Source organism: Sporichthyaceae bacterium, assembly GCA_036269075.1.
GTDB lineage: Bacteria > Actinomycetota > Actinomycetes > Sporichthyales > Sporichthyaceae > DASQPJ01.
The window spans coordinates 32,325-53,429 of sequence record DATASX010000026.1 but is presented as its reverse complement, the minus strand read 5'-3'; the positions used below and the strand labels follow the sequence as shown (position 1 = coordinate 53,429).

Annotated in this window: 17 protein-coding genes; 12 read left to right on the top strand and 5 right to left on the bottom strand. The window is 69.5% G+C overall.

Annotation, left to right across the window (positions count from 1 at the left end):
* Nucleotides 1-27: 27 nt before the first annotated feature.
* The 3 genes from fdhA to VHU88_05275 form a co-directional block, all read right to left on the bottom strand.
* Entirely contained in the window at nt 28-1,239 is a 1,212-nt protein-coding gene (fdhA, locus tag VHU88_05285; GenBank protein HEX3611080.1) for a formaldehyde dehydrogenase, glutathione-independent, read from the bottom strand.
* A gap of 245 nt (nt 1,240-1,484) precedes the next feature.
* Entirely contained in the window at nt 1,485-1,682 is a 198-nt protein-coding gene (locus tag VHU88_05280; protein HEX3611079.1) for a hypothetical protein, read from the bottom strand.
* Nucleotides 1,679-2,191 carry a sigma-70 family RNA polymerase sigma factor gene (locus VHU88_05275; GenBank protein ID HEX3611078.1) on the bottom strand — a complete coding sequence of 171 codons (513 nt, stop codon included), beginning with the start codon at nt 2,189-2,191 and terminating at the stop codon, nt 1,679-1,681. The genes VHU88_05280 and VHU88_05275 overlap by 4 nt, the downstream gene beginning before the upstream one ends.
* 287 nt (nt 2,192-2,478) lie before the next feature.
* Here VHU88_05275 and VHU88_05270 point away from each other — a divergent pair, with 287 nt between their 5' ends.
* From VHU88_05270 to VHU88_05230, 9 genes are all read left to right on the top strand, one after another.
* Nucleotides 2,479-5,070, top strand: coding sequence for a GAF domain-containing protein (locus VHU88_05270; protein HEX3611077.1), 2,592 nt, complete (start codon nt 2,479-2,481; stop codon nt 5,068-5,070).
* A 209-nt stretch (nt 5,071-5,279) separates the two neighbouring features.
* Entirely contained in the window at nt 5,280-6,311 is a 1,032-nt protein-coding gene (locus VHU88_05265; GenBank protein HEX3611076.1) for a 2-dehydropantoate 2-reductase, read from the top strand.
* An 83-nt stretch (nt 6,312-6,394) separates the two neighbouring features.
* Nucleotides 6,395-6,688 carry a hypothetical protein gene (locus VHU88_05260; GenBank protein ID HEX3611075.1) on the top strand — a complete coding sequence of 98 codons (294 nt, stop codon included), beginning with the start codon at nt 6,395-6,397 and terminating at the stop codon, nt 6,686-6,688.
* Nucleotides 6,689-6,917: 229 nt separating this feature from the next.
* Nucleotides 6,918-9,347: an FdhF/YdeP family oxidoreductase gene (locus VHU88_05255; GenBank protein ID HEX3611074.1), complete on the top strand. Its 2,430-nt coding sequence runs from the start codon at nt 6,918-6,920 to the stop codon at nt 9,345-9,347.
* A 79-nt stretch (nt 9,348-9,426) separates the two neighbouring features.
* Complete coding sequence (locus VHU88_05250; protein ID HEX3611073.1) at nt 9,427-10,401, top strand: zinc-binding alcohol dehydrogenase family protein; 975 nt, start codon at nt 9,427-9,429, stop codon at nt 10,399-10,401.
* Between the two features lie 247 nt (nt 10,402-10,648).
* Nucleotides 10,649-11,413 carry an SDR family NAD(P)-dependent oxidoreductase gene (locus tag VHU88_05245; protein ID HEX3611072.1) on the top strand — a complete coding sequence of 255 codons (765 nt, stop codon included), beginning with the start codon at nt 10,649-10,651 and terminating at the stop codon, nt 11,411-11,413.
* A 69-nt stretch (nt 11,414-11,482) separates the two neighbouring features.
* Nucleotides 11,483-12,175, top strand: coding sequence for a TetR/AcrR family transcriptional regulator (locus tag VHU88_05240; protein HEX3611071.1), 693 nt, complete (start codon nt 11,483-11,485; stop codon nt 12,173-12,175).
* Nucleotides 12,176-12,478: 303 nt separating this feature from the next.
* A complete protein-coding gene (locus VHU88_05235; protein ID HEX3611070.1) occupies nt 12,479-14,623 on the top strand; it encodes a GAF domain-containing protein in 2,145 nt (714 codons plus the stop codon).
* Nucleotides 14,624-14,828: 205 nt separating this feature from the next.
* A complete protein-coding gene (locus tag VHU88_05230; protein ID HEX3611069.1) occupies nt 14,829-15,467 on the top strand; it encodes an HD domain-containing protein in 639 nt (212 codons plus the stop codon).
* Between the two features lie 429 nt (nt 15,468-15,896).
* Here VHU88_05230 and VHU88_05225 read toward each other — a convergent pair whose 3' ends face one another.
* Together VHU88_05225 and VHU88_05220 are read right to left on the bottom strand one after the other, a co-directional pair.
* A complete protein-coding gene (locus VHU88_05225; GenBank protein HEX3611068.1) occupies nt 15,897-16,160 on the bottom strand; it encodes a hypothetical protein in 264 nt (87 codons plus the stop codon).
* Between the two features lie 139 nt (nt 16,161-16,299).
* On the bottom strand, nt 16,300-17,595 hold the full coding sequence (locus VHU88_05220) for an ABC transporter permease (GenBank protein ID HEX3611067.1): 1,296 nt from the start codon (nt 17,593-17,595) through the stop codon (nt 16,300-16,302).
* Between the two features lie 351 nt (nt 17,596-17,946).
* Here VHU88_05220 and VHU88_05215 point away from each other — a divergent pair, with 351 nt between their 5' ends.
* From VHU88_05215 to VHU88_05205, 3 genes are all read left to right on the top strand, one after another.
* The gene (locus VHU88_05215) at nt 17,947-18,780 is read left to right on the top strand and encodes an alpha/beta hydrolase (protein HEX3611066.1); all 834 of its coding nucleotides are present in this window, start codon (nt 17,947-17,949) and stop codon (nt 18,778-18,780) included.
* A 90-nt stretch (nt 18,781-18,870) separates the two neighbouring features.
* A complete protein-coding gene (locus VHU88_05210; protein HEX3611065.1) occupies nt 18,871-19,491 on the top strand; it encodes a malonic semialdehyde reductase in 621 nt (206 codons plus the stop codon).
* Between the two features lie 61 nt (nt 19,492-19,552).
* Nucleotides 19,553-21,025: an NAD(P)/FAD-dependent oxidoreductase gene (locus VHU88_05205; protein ID HEX3611064.1), complete on the top strand. Its 1,473-nt coding sequence runs from the start codon at nt 19,553-19,555 to the stop codon at nt 21,023-21,025.
* Nucleotides 21,026-21,105: the final 80 nt, after the last annotated feature.

The following is a 21,105-nucleotide window of genomic DNA, read 5'->3' as shown; positions in this document are numbered from 1 at the left end:
CGGGCCCGCCGGGTTCCTCGCGATCGCCTACGCGCTGGCGAGCAGACCGTGCGGGTCGAGCACGAACTTCTTCGCGTCTGCCCGGTCGAACTCCTCGTAGCCCAGCGGTGCCTCCTCGAGCGGGAGCACCGTCGCGTTGACGTTGCGCGCGATGTGCGCCCGGTCGCTCAGGATTGCCTCCCGCAGCACCCGGTTGTATCGCATGGTCGGGGTCTGGCCGGTGGCGAAGCTCAGCGACTTGGCCCAGCCGATCCCGAAGCGCAGGGACACCGAACCGTGCCGGGCCGCCTCGTCCTTCGCGCCCGGGTCCTCGGTCACGTAGAGGCCCGGGATGCCGATCCCGCCGGCGGCCCGGGTGACCTCCATGGCCTGGTTCAGCACGGCCGCGTTCTCCTCGGTGCCGTCGTGGTGCCCCTTCGCCTCGAAGCCCACACAGTCCACCGCGGCGTCGACCTCGGGGACCCGCAGGATCTGCTCGATCTGTTCGGGCAGCGACCCGGCCAGCGGATCGACGGTCTCGCAGCCGAAGCTGCGGGCCAGCGCGCGGCGGCCCTCGTTCGGGTCACCGACGATCACAGTGGCCGCCCCGAGGAGCAGCGCCGCGGTCGCGGCAGCCAGCCCGACGGGTCCGCCCCCGGCGATGTAGACAGTCGACCCGGTGCCGACCCCGGCCTGGACACAGCCGTGGTAGCCGGTCGGGAAGATGTCGGTGATCATGGTCAGGTCGAGGATCTTCTCCATCGCCTGGTCCTTGTCGTCGTAACGCAAGGTGTTCCAGTCCGCGTAGGGGACCATCACGTACTCGGCCTGCCCGCCCGGCCAGCCGCCCATGTCCACGTAGCCGTAGGCCCCGCCGGGGTGGTCGTTGACGTGCAGGCAGACGTCGGTACGGCCCTCGATGCAGTTACGGCACCGTCCGCAGGCGACGTTGAACGGCACCGACACCAGATCGCCGACCTTGCGGTACTCGACGTCGCGCCCTACCTCCACGATCTCCCCGGTGATCTCGTGCCCGAGCACGAGACCTTCCGGCGCAGTCGTGCGGCCGCGGACCATGTGCTGGTCGCTGCCGCAGATGTTGGTCGCGACCACCTTGAGGATCACGCCGTGTGGGCACGACCGGTTCTCGTTGATCCGGGGCACCCCGGGGCCGGGCCGCAGCACCAGCTCCGGATAGTCGATCGACTCGACGGAGACCTTTCCCGGCCCCATGTACACCACTGCTCGATTGCCTGCCACGATCCCTGCCTCCTGTGATTGTCTGATGCGGGGTCACTTCGATGTCCTGGCTGGGCTCGCCGGTGCGACCCGCACGCTCCCGCCTCGCCAGCTTCGCGACGCGGGCAGGTTTCCTCGCCGTGGCCAGCACCCCTTCCGTCCGCGGCTGACAGGCATTTCCGGGTACCCGCCAGCTGCAACCGAGGCGGGCTGTGCGTGTCGGACCGTCGATTCATCGCCCGGACGCAGCACATGTGGCTCGAGGGTTACTCCGGCTCGGGGTCCAGGTACTCGAACCGAGCGGCGATGAGTTCGGGCAGGCCTGCGGGCACGGCACGGACAGCCTTCTGCAGCGCCCGGTCGACCAGCGCGCGGATCTTGACGGACCCACGCTCGAACGCCGCGTCGATCAGCGCCTCGGCCAGACCGACCGCGTCGCGACGCCGGGCATGCCTGCTCGTCACGCCAGGTCACCGGCGGCTCGGCGGAGAAGCTCTCGCAACCGGCGCCGGCCGCGGTGCAGGCGAGCGATCACGGTGCCGGGCGACGTGCCCACGATGTAGGCGATCTCCGCGTACGCGAAACCCTCGACGTCGGCCAGGTACACGGCCATCCGGAGCTCCTCCGGCAGTTCCTCCAGCGCCGCCTTGACGGCGCCGCCCGGCAGCCGCAGCAGGGCCTGCACCTCGGCGGAAGCCAACCCGGTCCAGTTTTGCCCACCTGCCCGCACGAGCTGCCGCCCGGTCACGTCCCCCGTGCATTGCCGCCCGGCCCGGCGCCCCCCTCGTTGGCAGCGCTCGAGGTGGCCGTCGACCAGGATCCGGTACAGCCAGACGCGCAGGCGGGTGCCGGACTCGAAGGATCCGAACGCGTTGTAGGCCCTCGTATAGGTCTCCAGGACCAACTCTCCGGCCGCCGCCCGATCGCCGGTGAACCGCAGCGCCGCACCGTACAGCTGATCCAGCAGTGGCATTACGTCCCGCTCGAAACTGACGTTAGGTTCTACGCCCGCGTCCCCCCGCTCGCGGGGATCGCCCGCAGCGGGAGGCGCCGGGGCTGTCGGTTGCCTCATGTCGCTCTCCCTCGTCACGGGAAAGCCTCCCGTTGCAGCGGGACGTTGTCGTCGCCGTCAGCGCCCGTTGTCGCTACCGGTTGGCGGGAATACCCGGTGGCGCCGGCGGTCGCGTGGAATTCGGCGGACGCCGAGGTGACGCGGCCCGCGCTCGACGCCGACGGGGTCGAACCACTTAACTCAAGGACGTGAGTGTGCTGGCCGGCCTGCGCGGCGCGTGGTTGCGGCAGGTTTCACCGACCCGGCGGGTCGCCGCGTGGGTTCTCGCCGGCGCCGGCCCGGCTTTGGTGACGCTCGGCGCGCTGCCGTTGCATTGGCTGCTGCTGCGGGGCGGCTACCTGTTCTTCATGCTGCTGGTGGCCATAGCCGTGGCGATGATCGGTGGCAGCCGGCCGGCGGTCGCCTGCGTGGTGCTGGCCGCGCTGGCCCGCGAAGTCTTCTTCGGTCCCCCGTTCCGGCAGGACGCTGACCTCCGGCCGAACCCACTCTCGCTGATCGGGTTCGGGCTCGCCGGAGGCGCGGTCGTGATCCTGATCGGCGAGCTCACGCGGCTCGCCGGGGAGCAGGCCGCGCTGCGGCGCGTGGCCACCCTGGTGGCCGGCGGCGCACGTCCGGCCGAGGTCTTCACCGCCGTCGCGGACGAGCTGGGCCGTCTGATCGGCGCCGAGGTCACGTTCGTCGCCAGTGTCGACCCGTCCGGCGCCGGCGTGGGCGACCCGCCCGCAGCCGGGACCCCCGCAGAGCATGGCGAGCCCGAGGCGCATATCACCGTCCTCGGCTCGTACGGCCGGGTGAATCGAGAAGTACCGGTGGGCTTCCGGATGAGGCTTGCGCCGGAGATGACCGCCGCAGTGGCCCTGCGGACCGGGCTGCCGGCCCGAATCAACGGCGCGGGACTCGCGAACGGCCCGTTCGGGCCCATCGTCGGCAAGCTCGGTCTACGGGCCGCCGTCGCCGCACCCATCGTGGTCGGGGGTTGCCAGTGGGGCGTCACGGTGGCCGCGACCTCGCGGGAGAACTTCCCGGCAGGCACAGAGTCGCGCATGGCGGATTTCGTGGAGCTCGCCGCGATCGCGATCGCCAATGCGCAGGCCGAACAGGAATTGCGCGAACTGGGCGACACCCAGGCGGCACTGCGACGCCTGGCCACGCTGGTGGCACGGGGAGAGAAACCCGAGGCGATGTTCGGGGCCGCAACCGGCGAGGCTCTACGGCATTTCGGTGGCGGCACCGCCTGGATGATCCGGTACGAGCCGGACGGAACCGCGACCCTGCTCGCCAACGAAGGCTCGCCGGGTCCGCGCTGGCGCGCCGGGGAACCGTGGGAGGGCCATCCGCCGGACGGCGTGACCGCGACGGTCCTACGTACCGGCCTGCCTGCCCGCGTCGAGGACTACCGCGACATCCCGGGAGGGGAGAGCAATCTGCGGGAGGGGGTGCGGGCGGCCGTAGCCGTGCCGATCCACGTCAACGGCAAGCTGTGGGGAGCGATAGCCGTCAGCTCCGGGGACGGGCCGATCCCGCCGGACGCCGAGGTGCGGCTGGCCCAGTTCACCGACCTCGTCGCCACCGCGGTCGCCAATGCGCAGAACTGGTACTCGCTGGAGGCCGGCCGCGACGAACTCGCCGGTCTCCTGCAGGAGCAGGCCGCGCTGCGGCGCATAGCCACCCTCGTCGCCCGGGAGACCCATCCGGCCGAGATCTTCCTGGCCGTCAGCGAGGAGGTGCGCGGCCTCCTCGGCGCCGACAGCGCCGGCATAGCCCGCTTCGAGCCCGATGGTGCCTCCGCCGTGCCTCTCGGCGGCGTCGGGGACGTGCCGCTCAACTTACCGGCCGGCACGGCCGTGCACCTCCATGACTACACGGCCCCGGCCCGGGTGTGGCAGACCGGCCGCTGCGCACAGGTCGACGAGGATGAGTGGAGCGGCGCTTCGGACCCGATGGCACAGCGCCTGCGCGAGCTGGGAATCCGGTCGATGGTGGCCAGCCCGATCACCGTCGAAGGCCGGCTGTGGGGTGTGGCCAATGCCTTGTCGAGGCAAGGACCGTTCCCGTCCGACACCGCCGAGCGGATGGCGGACTTCACCGAGCTCGTCGCCACCGCGGTCGGGAACGCCGAGAGCCGCGCCCAGCTGGCCGCCTCGCGGACCCGGATCGTGGCAGCCGCGGACGAGGCCCGTCGTCGGATCGAGCGGGACCTGCACGACGGCGCCCAACAACACCTTCTGGCGTTGGCGCTGCGGCTGCGCTCCGTGGCGGCGGCACCGCACGAGGGCGTCGACCTCCGTGCGGAGATCACCGAGGTGGCCACCGCGCTCGCAGGCGTGCTGGACGAATTGCAGGAGATCTCCCGTGGCATCCACCCGGCGATCCTGTCCAGCGCCGGATTGGCCTCGGCCCTGCGTGCCCTCGGCCGGCGCTCGGCGATACCGGTGGACATCGCACTGCAGATAGCCGGCCGCCTCCCGGAGGCGCTCGAGGTGGGCGCCTACTACGCCGTCTCGGAGATGCTGACGAACGCGGCCAAGCACGCCCGCGCCTCGGTGGTCCAGGTCGACGCGGAAGCCTCCGGCGGCACACTGCGGATCCGCGTGCGGGACGACGGTGTCGGCGGCGCCGACCCGCAGCGGGGTTCGGGGCTGGTCGGGCTCAAGGACCGCATCGAGGCCCTCGGCGGCACCTTCTCCCTGCTCAGCCCGGCCGGTGGTGGCACCACCGCGTACTTCGAACTTCCGGTACCGGCCGAGGACGGACGGACGGCACCCGGTCCCGGCGCGTAACTCCCGGGCACTGGTTCGGGATTCGACGCGCCCCGCGGGGCTGCGGCCATGCCGCAGCCGCGGCATACCCGCCAGCAGCCATGGCGGATGGCGGCTGCCGGAGGGCGTTGACGGCCGTTACCCGCGCAGACAGGGACGCCGCGCACCGTGAGTCTGAATCGCAGCGTCGTCCTTTGTCAGAAGAGAACCGATGACCGGAGGTTGAGCCCATGTACGTGGTTTGCGGTGCCGGTGCGATCGGCGGGGTCGTGGCCGCGAGGCTGGCCATGGCAGGCCTGCAGGTAATCCTGCTGGCGCGTGGTGCGAACGAGGAGCGAATCCGAGCCCACGGGTTGCGACTGCGCACGCCTACCGAGGACGTGGTGGTGACGGTGCCGACCGTGACCTCCCCGCAGGAGCTGGGACCGGCTCCGGACGCGGTGGCACTGTTGGCGGTCAAGTCGCAGGACACTTTCGGGCTGGCTCGCGAGCTGGCCCAGGCGATCGGCGCGGGCTGCCCGGTGGTTTGTCTGCAGAACGGGGTCGACAACGAGCGCACCGCCGCACGGTTCTTCGACAACGTCTACGCCACCGCCGTGATGGCGCCCAACGCCCATCTGCGCCCCGGTGAGTTCGAGGCATACTCCTCGCCGGTCCCGGGAGTCCTGGAACACGGCCGGTACTGCGGCGGTTCGGACGAGCAGTTGGCGAAGCTGGCGGCCGACCTGGGCACGGCCGGGTTCGAGAGTCACGTCGTGCCCGACGTGATGGCGGCCAAGTACGGCAAGCTGCTGAGGAATCTGGGCAACGCCGTCGAGGTGGTCTGCGGCCCGCGGTCACGGAACGGGCCGTTGACGACGGCGGCCCAGGACGAGGGCCGCGCGTGCCTGGATCGCGCGGGAATCGCCTACCGGCACAGTTCGGCGTGGTCCGCCCTGGTGACACCGCGTCAGATCGACGGCCTGGAACGGGCGGGCAGCTCGACCTGGCAGAGCATCGAACGGGGCCGGAGCACCGAGACCGACTACCTCAACGGGGAAATCGTCATGATCGCCCGCCGCGCCGGGGCCCGGGCACCGATCAACAGCGAACTGCAGCGTCTGGTCGCCAGTGTCGAGGCCAGACCCGAGACAGTCGGCACCTACGACGAGGCCGAGGTCGTGGCCCACGCCCTGGCGGTCGAGCCAGAACTCCCCCAACCCACCGAGCCGACCGGCCCGGCAACAGAGAAGGAATGCAGATGCGCAGAAATTCAGTTCTAGCCAAGGCCGCAGGAACGACGGTGGTGTGCATGCTCGCCACAGGACTCCTCCTAGGCGGCACCGCAGCTGCCGGCGCAGCGGACGTGCCGGCGTCCAGGGCCCTGACCCGCACCGTGGCGTCCGACCCGTCCGCTCCCGGCCCCGGCGGCGGACACGCCGGCCACGGGCACGGCGGCGACAGGGACCAAGGCGGCGACGACAGCGACAGCGCCAAGTACCTCTACGGTGACGACGGCTACCACGGTGACGACGGCTACCACGATGGCGACGGCTATCGGGGCGACGGCTATCGGGGCCACGACGGTGACGACGGCTACTACGGAGATTGCGAGTACCACTACTACCGGGGCTACTACAACCCTTACGACGACTGCTGAACCAAGCGTTTCCGTCGCGACCGAGGCGGTCATCGCCCCGGCCGCGACGGCACTTCGCCGGCAGGGCCTCAGCCCGTCGTGAGCCCGGCGGAGCCGAGGAATACCCGCTGGCAGGCATGGCGGATGGCGGCTGCCGGAGGGCGTGGACGGCCGTTACCCACGAAGACAGGGACGCAGCGCACCCGCGAGTCTGAATCGCTGCGCCGTCCCTCTTGTCAGGAGAGAACCGATGACCCGATCCGCGCACGACGAAACCCCCGTTCCGCCGGGTGAGAGCAGCATGCTGGGCGGATCACCGACCGAGGCCGCCAGCGGGCGCGGACCGGCCTCGACGGCCGGGTTCGCCCAGAAGGATTACCGCCACCCGACGGCGGGCTGGGGCGCGGCACGCAGCGTGGCAAAGGTTCTGGCCCGGACCCACGAGGTCGTCGAGGGTCCGCGCTCTCTGCTGACGATGAACCACGAGAACCGCGGCTTCGACTGTCCGGGCTGCGCGTGGCCCGACGCGACCAACGGCCTGCACCTGGACATCTGCGAGAACGGCATCAAGCACGTGACGTGGGAGATGACGCCGAAGCGGGTGGATCGCGCCTTTTTCGAGGCGCACACGGTGACTGAGCTGACCGCCTGGGACGACTTCTCGCTCGAGGACGAGGGCCGGCTCACCGAGCCGATGCGCTACGACGCCGCGACCGACAAGTACGTCCCGGTCTCGTGGGCCCAGGCCTTCGAACTCGTCGGCGCGACCCTGAAAAGCCTTGGCAGCCCAGATCAGGCGGCGTTCTACACGTCCGGGCGGCTGTCCAACGAGGCGACGTTCCTCTATCAGCTCTGGGCCCGGGAGTTCGGCACGAACAACCTGCCGGACTGCTCAAACATGTGCCACGAGGCCAGTGGCAGAGCCTTGACCGCGGCCATCGGCAGCGGCAAGGGGACGGTCGACCTGGTCGACTGGGCGCACGCCGAGGCGATCTTCGTGGTCGGCACGAACGCGGCATCCAACGCGCCGCGCATGCTGACCTCCCTGGCGGAGGCATTCCGGCGCGGCGCGGAGATAGTGCACATCAACCCGCTGATCGAGGCCGCGTCCCGCGAGACGATCGTGCCGCACGAGATCCTCGCGATGGCGCGCTTCCACCCGACCAGCACGGGGACGATGAACGTGCAGCCACGGATCGCCGGGGACATGGCCCTGTTCCGCGGTATCGCCAAGGCGACCCTCGAAGCTGCCCGGACCGAGGCCAAGGCCGTTGATCACGAGTTCATCGCGCGGCACACCCAAGGCTTCGAGGCGTACCAGAAGTTGTGCAGCGACACCCCCTGGTCCGAACTCGAACGCCTGGCCGGCGTCAACGAGGCGGTCATACGCCGGGTGGCGGAGGTCTACGCCCGGTCGAGCCGCACGATCATCAGCTGGTGTCTGGGCATCACGCAGCAGGAACACGGTGTCGACACCGTCCGCGAAATCGTGAACCTGTTGCTGCTGCGGGGAAACATCGGCCGGGAGGGCGCCGGTCCGTGCCCGATCCGGGGGCACAGCAACGTCCAGGGCAACCGGACCTGCGGCATCGACCACCGCCCCAAGGCCGCCTTCCTGGACCGGCTCGCCGAGGCGTGCGGGATCGACCCGCCCCGCGAGGAGGGCCTCGGCACCGTCGCCACGATCGAGGCGATGCAGCGCGGTGCGGTCAAGGTGTTCATCTCGATGGGCGGCAACTTCGTCCTGGCCGCGCCGGACACCGCCTACACCTTCCAAGCCATGCGGAAATGCGATCTGACGGTCCAGGTGAGCACCAAACTCAACCGGAGCCACCTCGTCCACGGCAAGGCGGCGCTGATCCTGCCGTGCCTGGGCCGCTCCGAGAAGGACGAGCAGCGGTCCGGAGTCCAGGCGGTCAGCGTCGAGGACTCGATGAGCATGGTCCACCTGTCGCGAGGCATGAAGCGGCCCGCCTCGCCGCGGCTGTGTTCGGAACCCGCCATCATCGCCGGGATGGCCCTGGCCAGCCTGCCGGCCACCTCGACGCCCTGGGAGCGCTACGTCGAGAACTACGACAACATCCGCGACAAGATGGCCGAGGTCCTGGACGGCTTCGAGGACTTCAACCGGCGTGTGCACACCCGCTTCGGCTTCCGGATAAAGCAGCCGGCCCGCGAGCTGATCTTTCTCACCGAATCGGGCAAGGCCGAGTTCTCCACCGCGGCGCTGCATGACGACGAGCTCGCGGAGGGCGTGCTGATGCTCGGCACGATGCGCTCGCACGATCAGTGGAACACCACCATCTACTCCAACGACGACCGCTATCGCGGCGTCAGAAACCTGCGCACGCTGGTTTTCATGAACCACCGCGACATGGCCGAGCGTGGCGTGCCCGACTTCGGCCTGGTGGACGTCACCAGCTATGCGAAAGACGGGTCGACGCGGCACGTCTACGCCTACCGGGCGATCGCCTACGACATCCCGGCCGGGAACGTGGCCGGGTACATGCCGGAACTGAACGCCCTGTGCCCGATCGGCGACTTCAGCTCCCAGAGCGAGCAACCGCTCACCAAGCACATCAAGGTCCGCATAGTCCCGAGCCACGTCGGCGCGAGTTCGCAGGTCGTGCGGCAGAGCGCGGGTCGGCCGCGATGGGCACCGAGTGGCGTGCGGGCTTGATGCCCATTCGTTCGACGGGTCGACCTGCGCGGTCGGCATCGGTGGGAGCAGAACCAACCCAGGACAACGGAGGTATCCGGTGCGTGCATTGCGTTTCGACCACTTCGGTGGTCTCGATGTGCTCGAGGTCGCGGAGGTGCCCGATCCGGTGGCGGACAAGGGTTTCGCGGTGATCGCCGTGAAGGCCGCCTCGGTCAATCCCTCGGATGTGAAGAATGTGGCCGGGGCGATGGATTGGACCGTGCTGCCCCGCGTGCCGGGGCGGGATTTCGCCGGGGTGGTCGTGGCCGGTCCGCCGGAGTGGGTCGGGGCGGAGGTCTGGGGTACCGGCGGGGACATCGGGTTCACGTTGGACGGCTCGCACGCACAGTTGCTGCGGGTGCCGGTCAGTGCGCTGGCCCGTAAGCCGGAGTCGCTGAGTTTCGACGAGGCCTCGACGGTGGGGGTGAACTTCGTGGTCGGTTGGGTCGGTGCGGTCGAGACCGCTGAGCTGGCCAAAGGCGAGACCATCGCGGTGTTCGGGGTCTCCGGTGGGGTGGGTGGCGCGGTGGCGCAGATCGCCCGCTCGCTGGGCGCGCGGGTCATCGGGGTCGACGTGGTGTCGCCCGCGCCCGCAACTCCGGCAGCGGCGGCCATCGATGAGTTCGTCCGTTTCGAGGTCGGGTCGCCCGACACCGCGGCGGAGATCAGAGCACTGACCGGCGGCGCCGGCGCGGAGGTCGTCTACGACGCGGTGGGTGGGGTGACCACCGCGTCCGCCCTGGACTCCTTGGCCCAACGGGGCAGGCTGGTCGTGATCAGCGCGGTGGGTACCCGGATCGTCGAGATCGACCTCGTGGACCTCTACCACCGGGAGCTTCGGATCCTCGGCGCGGACAGCGGAAAGCTGGATGTGACCGCCTCGGCCGCTCGCCTCTCGTTGCTGGCCACTCGGTTCGAGACCGGCGAGTTCCGTCCGCTCCCGGTGGCCCTGCATTTCGAACTGGCCCAGAGCCAACTCGCCTACCAGGCTGTCGCCGACCACACGCCGGGCCGCGTCGTCATCCGGCCGTGACCCGCGCCCCGATGAGCAGGACAAGGAAATGACGAGGACCACCGCAGCGCAGTTCACGATATCGCTGGGGATCGGAGTAGTGGTCGGCATCGGCTACGGAATGCTCAGGGTCCGCTCGCCCGCGCCTCCGCCGGTTGCCCTGGTCGGACTGCTCGGAATGCTCGTGGGACAACAGCTCATCAGCTGGTTGAGCCGGTAGCCGATCAACGTTGGGACAAGGCGGGGTCGAAGCACAGGGGGTGGAGCGATGCGAACGGTGTTCATCAGCGGGGCCAGTGCGGGGTTCGGAGTGACCGTGGCGGAGCGGTTCGCCGCGGTCGGGGACCGAGTGGTGATCGCGGCCCGGCGGGCCGACAGGTTGACGGCGTTGGCGGAGCGGCTGGGGTCGAATGCGCTGCCGCTGGTGCTGGACGTGTCCGACCGCGACGCGGTGCAGCGGGTCGTCGTCGGGTTGCCGGCGGCGTTCGCCGAGATCGACGTGCTGGTCAACAACGCCGGACTGGCGGCCGGTCTGGAGCCGGCGCAGGACGCCGACCTGGACGACTGGGACCGCATGGTCGACACCAACTGCAAGGGCCTGATGTACCTGACCCGCGCGGTGCTCCCGTCGATGGTGGCGCGCGGGCGCGGGCATGTGATCAACATCGGGTCGATCGCCGCCACGCACCCGTACCCGGGTGGCAACGTCTACGGGGCGACGAAGGCGTTCGTCCACCAGTTCAGCCGCAACCTGCGCACCGATCTGCACGGCACCGGGGTGCGGGTTACCTGCATCGAACCGGGCATGGTCGGGGGCACCGAGTTCTCCGCGGTGCGCTTCGGTGGAAGCGTCGAACGGGCAGCCGCGGTGTACGCGGGAACGACACCGCTGACCGCAGTCGACGTCGCCGAGGCGGTCGTCTGGGCGAGCGATCAGCCGCCGCACGTGAACATCAACCTGATCGAATTGATGCCCGTCGTGCAGAGCCCCGGGCCGTTGCGGATCTTCCGTGACGACCCCGGTGCGGGCTGAGCGACGCCCTCACTGCTGCCATATGGGCATCTGCCAATTAAAGCGGGGCGGACTCGGTATCGTGCTTACGTGCCCGCCAGTTCCCCGCCACCCTCCGAAGGGCGACGCAGCACCCGTCCCCGTGGTCGCCCCCGTAAGGACGACGGGGCGACGCCGGCTCCCGCGCCCGACGAGCAGCTGGCCGCCGCGCTGCACGCCTTCGCCACCCACGGCTATCAGGGCGTGTCGGTGCGCACGCTCAACCGCGAACTCGGCGTCAGCCACAACCTGTTGCACCAGCGATACGGCTCCAAGGATGCGATCTGGTACGCCGCTGTGGACTGGGGCTTCGGGCTCCTGGCCAGCCGGCTCGCCGAACGCATCGAGGCACACGAGGACCCGGGCACCCAGCTACGCGCGTTCGTGCGCGAGTTCGTCGCCTTCTCCGCCCGGCACCCGGACCTGGCCCGGGTGATCCACCAGGAAGGCAGCGAGCCGTCGCCGCGGTTGAGCTACCTGCTGGACACCTACGTGCGCCCGGTCATCGCCACACTGGCACCGATGTACTTCGAACTGGTGGGGTCCGGCCTGGCCCTACCGATCCCACCGGAAGCGTTCTACTACCTGGTCACCTCAGGTGGCGGCGCGAAGTACGCACTGCACAGCATGACCGCCGAGCTGTTCGGCGCCGCCGCGCTCGAGCCCGAACAGATCGACGACTACGCCGATGCGATCGCCGATCTCATCGTCCGCGGCATGGGCGTCAGGTCACAGACCGGGTAGTCGCGGATTCGCGGCCACTGGGCACGCGCCGTTGGCGATTCATGCAGCCGGAACACGAAGTTACAAACATTTAATTGGCAAATGTCCATTTGCCAGTAGCGTTGCACCGTGCGCTGCAGCTCCGCCCAGAGGCGCCGGTCGCCGCGCACGCGACGACGATCCCCGGTTCGCCCGGTCGCCGCGGCCTTCGAGCGTGGCTTCACGGTCACGGCGGTGGGCGCAAGGCTCGGTTGAGCCAGGTCGAATCACCGGCCCACTGATCCAGCGGGCTCCCACCACGTGCCCGAAGGAAGGCGGCCCGAGATGGGTGGCACCCCTGACCGGAGCGACCCGGCCCGTGGACGGCCGCGGACCTGGCGAGCGGGCCTGTCGGTGCACCGCAGCCTCGCCGGCGCACTGACCGGGGTGGTCCTTCTTTCGCTGCTGACCGCGGTTGTGGTCCGTCTTCGCGGAGTCCTGGAGCTGCCCAGCCAGATGCTGCTCTACCTGCTCGCCGTCGTGGTGGTGGCGTTGGTCGGCGGCGTGATTCCGGCGCTGGCCGCGGCGGTTGCGGCTGCGGTGTTGCTGGATCGCTACTTCGTCCCGCCGTTCTACGACTTCGACGTCGAGAACTCCATCAACATCATAGATCTGGTGGCGTTCGTCCTAGTCGCGGGCGTGGCTGGTTCGGTTGTCAGCCTGGCTGCCCGCAGCCGGGAGGCCGAGGTCCGCGCGGCCGCGAGCGCGCTTGACCGTGAGGAGTCCCGCCGACTCGCCGACGAGCAGGCTGCGCTGCGTCGAGTTGCCATAGCGATTAGCCGTGGGGTCAGTCCGGCAGAGATCTTCCCGATCGTTGCGCGGGAGGTCGGGACCCTCGTGGGCGCCGATGCCACCAACATTGTCCGGCTCGATCCTGATGGCGCACTCACCGTCCTCGCCCGCGTGGGCGACGGCCCCGACGCGATCCCGATAGGGAGCCGCTGGACGCTGGATCCGCCGTTGCCCTTGGCGGTCGCGTTGCGCACCGGCCGCCCGGCTCGCCTCGATGACTACAGCCAAGCCCCCGGCCCGTACGGCGAGCGCCTTCGTCAGTTGGGGATCCGGGCGGGCGTCGCCGCGCCGATCACGGTCGAGGGGCGTTTTTGGGGGGCAATCGCCGTTGGGAGTCGCGACGGGATTTTCGAGGCCGAGACCGAAGAACGGATGATCGGTTTCACCGAGCTCGTCGGCACGGCGATCGCGAACGCAGAGAGCCGCACCCAGCTCGAGGAGAGCCGCGACGAACTGCGCCGGTTGGCCGAGGAACAGACAGCACTGCGACGGGTGGCCACGCTGGTCGCCCAGGGGGCGCCCCCCGCCGAGGTGTTCCCCGCTGTCGCGCGGGAGGTCGGCGAACTTCTCCGGGCCGACGCCGCGTGCATCTTCCGCCTTGATCCCGACGGCGCGGTGGCCGTCGTCGCCCACACCGACGCCCGCTCCAGTGGGTACCCGGTGGGGAGCCGCTGGAAGCCTGAGCCGCCCCAGGCCCTGGCGGCGGTCCTGCGCACCGGCCGGCCGGCGCGCTGGGACGGGCACGGCGAACCCTCCGACGCGTTCGGTGAAGCCGTCCGCCGGATGGGAATCCGGTCGTCGGTCGTGGCACCGATCGTCGTCGAGGGGCGGGTGTGGGGCGCGATGGGCGCCGGGAGGCAGGACGGGCGTTTCCCGGGCGACACCGAGGAGCGCATAGCCGACTTCACCGAACTCATCGGCACCGCGATCGCGAACGCCGACGGCCGCGCCCAGCTCAGAGCCTCCCGAGCTCGCATGGTCACAGCCGCCGACGAGGCCCGCCGCCGCATCGGACGCGACCTGCACGACGGCACCCAGCAGCGACTGGTCGCGCTCGGCCTCGAGCTGCGCCTGGCCGAGTCCACCGTGCCAACGCAGCTGCCCGAGCTCCGGACCAGCATCGGCCGACTCGCCGAGGAGCTCACGGCGGCGAACGACGAGCTGCGCGAGCTGGCCCGCGGCATCCACCCGGCCATGCTGTCCGAGCACGGGCTCGGGCCGGCCCTGCACGCCCTGGCCCGCCGCGCGGCGATCCCGGTGAAAGTCGACCTGCGCACCCGCCGCGCTGCGGATCCCATCGCGGTGGCCGCCTATTACGTCGTATCCGAGGCACTGACCAACACCATGAAGCACGCGAACGCCTCACACGCCCAGGTCGCGGTCGAGGAACACGACGGGCAACTGCGGCTCTGCATCCGCGATGACGGGGTCGGCGGCGCAGATTCCTCGCACGGTTCAGGTCTGATCGGACTCCACGACCGGGTGCAGGCCCTGGGCGGGTCGATCGAGGTCCACAGTCCGCCCGGCGGTGGCACTGCCGTCCTGGCCACCTTTCCGCTGGAGAGCGACCTGCCGATCCCACTCGGGGTCGCCACGAGCCCCGGATCGCGGCGAGTCGGCCCGTTCTCTTCCTGCTGACCGGCACCGCAGGACTGGGGCCAGCGGGAGGGTGGGTTTGACGTCAGCCGTGAAGGCGTAGCGGCGGGTGGCGGTGATGCTTGAGCCGTGCCTCCCAGCGCGACCGGCAGGTCCTCCGCAGCCCACGCGGTGGCCGGTACCACGGGCTCGCCGGAAGCCGGGATCGGCCTGGCCGGCCCAACAACCACCTCGACCAGGAGGACCCGTGTCCATTCGCATCGCCGACATCGAGATCCCCGACACGACGCTCGTCGCCGAGGCCACCGAACTCGTCCGCGACGTGGCGAGCCCGTTGATCTTCCACCACTCCCGGCGGGTGTATCTGTTCGGCGCACTGCGCGGCCGCGAGCAGGGGCTGCACTACGACCCCGAACTGCTCTACGTCGGCGCGATGTTCCACGACCTCGGGCTGACCGCGAAGTACCGGCGCACCGACCAGCGGTTCGAGATCGACGGTGCCGATGAGGCGAGCAGATTCCTGCTCGGCCACGGCATCTCCGAGGAGGCCGCGACGCGGGTGTGGACCGGGATCGCGCTGCACACCACCCCGGAGATCCCGCTGCACATGGCGCCGGAGATCGCGCTCGTCACCCGCGGGGTCGAACTGGACGTGCTCGGTATCGGCTACCACGCGATCACCGATGAGCAGCGTGCGGCGGTCGTCGCGGCGCACCCGCGACCGGATTTCAAGCGGCAGATCCTCGAGGCGTTCACCGAAGGCATCGCCGGTCGCCCCGATACGACCTTCGGCAATGTGAAGGCCGATGTGCTCGAGCACTTCCTGCCCGGTTTCCGTCGCGGGGACTTCGTCGAGGTGATCCGAAGCTCCGACTGGCCGGAATAGCGGCTCGATGACGGGCCCGGATGGGCGTTGGAGCTCCGACCGAAGGGCCGCCACCCGCATCGGCATTGCGTCCGGCGGACACCTGTGTTCCCGCCCGCCTGCGGACCACAGACGATTGCCACAGGACAACGCGAAGGGTGCGGTGCCGCGATTTCCGTCCGGGCCCGCGCTCGCCACGCCGAGCAGCCGCTCGGGACCAGGGATCTGTATGCCGATGACGCGTCCGTGGTTGCCGGCCGGATCGGCCCGGCCGGCACGGCATCCGGGTGCACTCGTCCGGCCCGGCGGATGAGCGGTGCCTGTCCGCGGTGGCCAAGCTGCCTGCCCCTTCGGGGTTCGCGTGGTTCTGAGGCACACTCAGAATTGCGGCGCATGCAAGGCAAGGGCATCGTGACCACGCGGACCGACGGGTGGCCGTACCCGCCGAGTTCAGTCCGGCGAAGCGACGGCCGGCTTTTCGTGGTAGTGCTGGCACAGGTACCAGTAGGGGTCCTGCTTGCAGTAGTCGTAGTTCTGGCCCGGCGAGGGCGCGGGAGTCACCTCAGCCGTAGTAGGCGACTGGGGGTGGCCGGTGGTGACCGCCGGAGCCGACCAGGCCAGTGCGGCGGCGCCAAAGGTGCCTGCCGCGGCGAGCGTGGCGATGACACCACGCCGCATGAATGTCTGGATCCGGACAGGGCTGTTCGTGTTCACGCTGGCCACCTCTCGTGGTCGGGGTATGGTCTGTGCGCTGGAGCCGATTTCCCGGTACCGGATGGCATATGAGATCGGGAAACCCGGGCCTTGGGGACGAACAGCGCCGCCGGCAGTTCGGGCGGCTGGCACTCGGGATTCATTGGTAGCGCAGGGCTTCTATGGGTCGTAGCGCGGCGGCGCGGTGGGCGGGGTAGAAGCCGAAGAACAGGCCCGTGAACAGCGAGACGCCCAGGGCCAACCAGATCGACCAGGGGGCGACCACCGGCTGGATCCCGGCGATGGTGAACCGGGAGGCGACCAAGCCGATCAGCACTCCGAGCATCCCGCCCAGCATGGAGACGATCACCGCCTCGGTCAGGAACTGGGCGACGATGGTGCGGGCCTGGGCGCCGATCGCCTTGCGGATACCGATCTCGCGGGTGCGTTCGGTGACCGAGACCAGCATGATGTTCATGACCCCGATTCCTCCGACCAGCAGGGAGATCCCAGCCACTGCCGCCAGCAGGATGGTCAAGGTGCGGCCGGCCGAGGACGAGGCCCCCAGGATCGCCGCGGAGTTGAACACCACGACCTGGCTGTTCACGGCCGAGACGTGGTCGCGTTGGTCCATCAGGATCTGGACCTCGTCCTGCGCCGCCTGCAGGGTGGCCGGCGAGGTCGAGGAGACGGCGATCGCGCTGAGCTGGCCCTCCCCGGCCGGCGCGTAGCCGTACAGGGCGTCCTCGGCGGAGGTGACGGGGGTGACGATCTTGTCGTCGAGATCGGTGTTGCCGGAGTACCCCTTGGAACCGAGGATGCCGATCACCGTGAAGCCCTGACCGTTGATCAGGATCTGCCTGCCGATCAGCTCGGAGTCCGCGCCGGTCACCAGGTCGGCGGCCACGCTGGTGCCGACCACCGCCACCCGGGCGTGCGCGGCGTTCTGGGCGGCGGTGAACATCTGCCCGGCGCTGACGGTGTCGTTGTCAATGCCGAAGTAGTTGGCCGTGGTGCCGAGCACGACCGCTGTCGTGTGGGAGGAGTTGGCGTCGGTGGTGGCGACGTTGTGCAGCACGACCACCGGGGCGACCTGGGACACGTCCGGGACCGCGGCCCTGTCGGCCAGGGCCTGGGCGTCACTGAACCGCAGCTGGGGCAGGCTGTCGTGGGTGGAGTTGTCCGGCTTGGAGTTGATGCCGAGCATCCTGCGCAACCGCTGCTGCAACGCGCTGCCGTGGCCGCCGGTGCCGGTGGGCATCGGCAACACGTAGAGGGTGTTCGAACCCAGCCGACTGATCGAGGCCGCCACGGCCTGGTTGGACCCGGTACCGACCGCGATCAGCGTGATCACCGAGGCAACACCGATGACGATGCCGAGCATCGTCAACGCGGCGCGCATCTTGTTGGCGACGATCCCGCCCCAGGCGAAATTGACCGTCTGGCCGATCCTCATCGCGGTCCCTGTCCGTATGCCGCACGGGACTGCGCCTTGACCTGGCCGGTGCCGGGGCTGCTACCGCCGACCACCTGCCGCACGGCGGTGTCGAGCTGGGCCAGGGCCGTCACGCTTCACCTCCACGAGTGCGATCGAGACGGCTCAAAGCCTTACGGCGCGGCCGGCGCCTGTCATTGCGACCAGCGTCCCTTCGCACTGCTTGCGTGCCGGAACCCCCGCTACCGGCTAGCCGGCCGAGCGGATTCCCCGCTGCCCGCGATGCCTGCGGTCTGTGGGTGGGCGATCGTTTCGGGTGAACGTCACAACCGGTGGACCCGCCGCTTGCGCGGGAGGCAAGGAGAGCGAGCGATGCCCTACCTCTGCGTCGGCGAAGAGGACTACGAACCCGTCGAGATCTACTACGAGGATCACGGCCAGGGCAGCCCGGTCGTTCTCATCCACGGATTCCCGCTCAGTGGGCGCTCGTGGGAGAGGCAGGTCACGGCCTTGCTCGCGGCGGGGCACCGCGTGATCACCTACGACCGCCGAGGTTTCGGGGAGTCGAGCCGGCCGATCCACGGCTACGACTACGACACGCTCGCCAACGACCTGCACCAGCTCTTGGCGCACGTCGGCCTGTTCGACGTCGTTCTCGTCGGCATGTCGATGGGCGGCGGCGAGGTCGTTCGATACCTGGCGACGTTCGGATCCGAGCGTGTGCGCAAGGCCGTCATCATCTCGGGCGTTCCGCCGTTCCTGCTCAAGACCCCCGACAACCCGGACGGGGTCGACCGGAGCGTCTTCGACGGAATCCAGGACGCGATCCGGAGCGACCGACTCGCCTACCTGACGCAGTTCCTGGCCGACTTCTACAACCTCGACACGCTGCTCGGGAAAAGGATCAGCACCGAGGTCGTACGAGACAGCTGGAACATCGCATCCGGCGCCTCACCCGCCGGCACCCTCGCGTGCGTGCCCGCGTGGCTGACCGACTTCCGCAAGGACCTTCCTCGAGTGAACGTGCCGACCCTGCTCCTGCACGGTGACCAGGACCGGATCCTGCCGATCGCCGCTACGGCCCGGAAGACCCACGAGGCCGTCCAGGGCAGCGAACTCCTGGTCGTCAAGGGCGCTCCGCACGGCCTGCTCTGGACGCACGCCGCCGAGGTCAATGCGGCGCTGCTGCCCTTCCTCGAAGCCTGAGCCGAGCCACGCGCACATCATTTGGTTGACGGATCAACCACCTCAGTTATAGTTGACGTATCAACAGTTCGGTCCTACGGGGGCGCAGACATGACCATCCAAACCGACACCGCAAGGGCGCTGGGCAAGCTCGACGACGCCGGGCGCGCGGCGCTTTTCACCGAGGCCCGCACCGCGAACACGTTCGCGCCGACGCCGGTCAGCGACGCCGAGCTGTCCGAGATCTGGGAGCTGGCCAAATGGGCACCCACCGCGGCCAACACCCAGCCACTGCGGATTCTTTATGTGCGCACCCAAGCTGGACGGGACCGGTTGGTGCGGCACATGAATGACGGCAACAAGGCCAAGACCGCCTCGGCGCCCGCTGTGGCCGTCCTCGCGATGGACACCCGCTTCCATGACCACATCCCCACCCTGTTGCCGTTCCGGCCCGAGATGAAGGACGTCTTCGACGCCGACGAGGACATGCGGACCGGCACCGGGAGGTTCAACGCCATCCTGCAGGCCGGCTACTTCATCCTCGCGGTTCGGGCTCACGGCCTGGCCGCCGGCCCGATGGCCGGCTTCGACGCCGCCGGGATGGATGCCGAATTCTTCCCCGACGGCCGCTGGGGTTCCATCCTCGTCGTCAACATCGGACACCCCGGCCCCGACCCATGGTTCGAGCGGCTGCCCCGCTTGGCCCCCGAGGACACCATGCGCTGGGCATGACACGAGACACGACCAGCGGGATAGGTCCGCTCGCCCGCGGGTTCGTGGTAGAACGCCACCCGTGAGCACCCGTCGGGCCTGCGTCATCGGCGCCGGCATCAGCGGCATCTCCGCCGCCCGCGCGCTGCGTGGCCGCGGATTCGAGGTGGTCGTCCTCGAACGTGGCCGCAACCTGGGCGGGGTGTGGGACCCGGACCGGTCCTATCCCAACATCTCGACGCAGACCAACCGGGACCAGTACTCGTTCACCGAGCACCCGATGTCGGCCGACCTGCCCGAATGGCCGCAGGGCGCGCACGTGCACGCATACCTGGAGGACTACTCCAAGCACAACGGCGTCACCGACCTGGTTCGCTTCGGCCGCTCGGTCGTCTCGGTCCGCAGGGAGGGGACCGACCAGTGGACGGTGAGCCACGAGGGCGACGACGGAACAGAGCGCGAGCGGTTCAGCCACGTCGCGGTGTGCACCGGCATCTTCAACCGGCCCAATTTGCCGCAGGTGCCCGGCATGGACGAGTTCCGCGTCGCGGGTGGGCAGATCCTGCACACCTCGCAGGCCACCGACCCGGCGTTGTTGGTCGACAAGCGGGTCGTGGTGGTGGGCTTTCAGAAGTCGGCGACCGACGTGGCGTCGTACGCCGCCGAGCGCGCCCGTTCCACGACGTTGGTCTACCGGCGCGCGATGTGGAAGGTCCCCCGGTACTTCCTCGGCTTCGTCAACGTGAAGTGGTTGTTCTACTCCCGGTTCGTGGAGTCGATGTCCAAGCCGTGGGATGCCCGGCCGGGCGAGCGCCTGCTGCACTCGGTCGGCAAACCGGTGGTGTGGGGCTTCTGGCGGCTTGTCGAGTTGGCGATGAAGGCGCAGTTCCGGTTGGGCAGCGCGGGACTGGTGCCGGAGCACCCCTTCGAGACCCAGATCGGGTGCAACCTGTCGGTGTGCCCGAAGGGCTACTACGGCGCCGTCCGCGAGGGTCGGATCCGCGCCCTTCACGGCACCGTGGCGGGCTACTCCCCCGGTGCGGTGGTGCTCGCCGACGGTAGCCGCGTCCCCGCCGACCTCGTGGTCTACGGCACCGGATACCTGCCCACACTGCCGTTCCTGGAGGAGTCGACCCAGGTCGAGATCATCGGCGCGGACGGGTACTTCCGGCTCTACCGCAACATCCTGCCCCCGACGCAACCCACGTTGGGCTTCGTCGGCTACAACTCCAGCCTGTTCTGCCAGCTGTCCGCGGAACTTTCCGCCCACTGGCTGGCCGAGCTCTGGTCCGGGGGGTTCTCCGTACCGAGCCGGGACCTGATGCAACGTCAGGTGGAGGACCGACTCCAGTGGTACCGGCAGAACCGCCCGATGGACCTGGCCTCCTACAAGAACTCCTGCGTGGCCCCGTTCAACTACCGGCACTTCGACGAACTGCTCACCGACATGGGTGCGCCCACCCGGCATTCCGGTAACCGGATCGTGGAGGGTCTGCGCACGCTGACGCCCACTCACTACGCCGGACACCTGCGCCGTGTGGCCGGGCGGCATTGACGGTGTTGCCGGAGATTGCGGCTCGGCGAGCACCAGCCCAGTCGATATTACACTTTGTGGTCTCGTGACCAAACAGTGTA